This window comes from Kitasatospora sp. NPDC007106 (assembly GCF_040634455.1).
Taxonomy (GTDB): Bacteria; Actinomycetota; Actinomycetes; order Streptomycetales; family Streptomycetaceae; genus Kitasatospora; species Kitasatospora arboriphila.
The window spans coordinates 1-1219 of record NZ_JBEYFP010001335.1; the positions used below are offsets into that span (position 1 = coordinate 1).

At 65.8% G+C, this 1219-nt stretch carries 3 protein-coding genes; 1 reads left to right on the forward strand and 2 read right to left on the reverse strand.

Features of this window, described 5'->3' with window-relative positions:
- On the reverse strand, window positions 1-244 hold a 244-nt coding region (locus ABZ641_RS38265; protein WP_359989272.1), incomplete at its 3' end, for a transposase family protein.
- Window positions 156-407 (reverse strand): hypothetical protein, encoded by a 252-nt coding sequence (locus ABZ641_RS38270; RefSeq protein WP_359989276.1) that lies wholly within the window; start codon window positions 405-407, stop codon window positions 156-158. The genes ABZ641_RS38270 and ABZ641_RS38265, both read right to left, overlap by 89 nt.
- Window positions 408-553: 146 nt before the next feature.
- On the opposite strand from ABZ641_RS38270, the gene ABZ641_RS38275 reads away from it, so the two are divergent.
- On the forward strand, window positions 554-1219 hold the full coding sequence (locus tag ABZ641_RS38275; RefSeq protein WP_359989274.1) for an SMI1/KNR4 family protein: 666 nt from the start codon (window positions 554-556) through the stop codon (window positions 1217-1219).

The window sequence follows — 1219 nt, forward strand, 5'->3', positions numbered from 1 at the left end:
CCAGCACCGACCGCATTCGTTCGGTTCGCTGGCTGTGCCGCCGGGCCAGGTCCGCGACTTGCTCGACGAACGTCCGCCGCCCGCACGAGACGTCCTCACACTTGAACCGCCGGACACGAAGCTGCAGCACCACCCGCCGTCCCGCCACGGGAAGGTCAGCGGGAAATCGCAGGTAGGAGCCGTGCACCCCCTGGACCAGCTTCCGCAGCCTGGGCACCGAGCCCGGCTGTCCGACATCTGACACCGACTCGGATCACCTCGCCGTCGTCCTCCACCGACACCACACTGATCTCCGGAGCCGCCAGGAAGAGTAGCTCTTCCAGCCGAAGCAGTACTTCTCGCACAGCCAGAACCATCGGTCCGAACGACGTCAGTACCAGCAGTTTCCAGACGATCTCGCGATGCACGCCAGCAAGCTCAACGGTCACAGGGAGTAGGCGGAGCAAGTGAACCAATCACAACGCGTGATTAGAGCCAGCGGGGCGATGTCGCGTCGGGGCCGTCGCCTAGAGTGCAGCTTCCGATGGGCCGACGGCTGGCAAGAGGGTAGGCGATGACCGAGGCATGGAACCGGCTGCGAGCGCTCATGGGAGAGCCGGTGTACACCCCGGCTCAGGTTCCGTGGGAGCTGGCGCCCCTCGATCTGGGCGTCCAACTACCGTCGGACTACCGCGTGTTCATCGACCTCTATGGTGGGGTGAACCTGAACGGCGAGTGGGGCGTCTTCGCGCCGAAGAGGAACTCGCGCTTCCCCGACGTGCCGGGCGGGATGGCGGGATGGCGCATCGAGGCTGACATCGACCTTCGCGATCAAGTCGAAGGGGAGGAGCAGTGGTGGGACCAGCAGGACCCCACGCCGGTGTTCCCAGACCCTGGCGGCTTGCTGCCCTGGGGCTGGAACAGCAACCACAACCAGTGCTGCTGGCTGACAACGGGTCCGGACCCTGAGCAGTGGCCGGTGGCGGTGTTCTATGACGACCGACTCGACCACTTCGGCGGTGGCTTCGTGGAATTCCTGCTAACCGTGCTGACCGGCGGTTACGCCGCAGAGGCCGAGTTGCTGGTACGCGCCGACCCTGACGTATGGGGGCCTCAGCTGTCCCGCCCTCTCTGGTCGCCCGGCGATGACTGGGAGGGCAGGAACTGGAGCCTTGAGTGGGGTATCGAGGGCTTTCTCACCGAGCCCGGGTCGACGGAGATGCCCTGGGCCAGGAAGTGA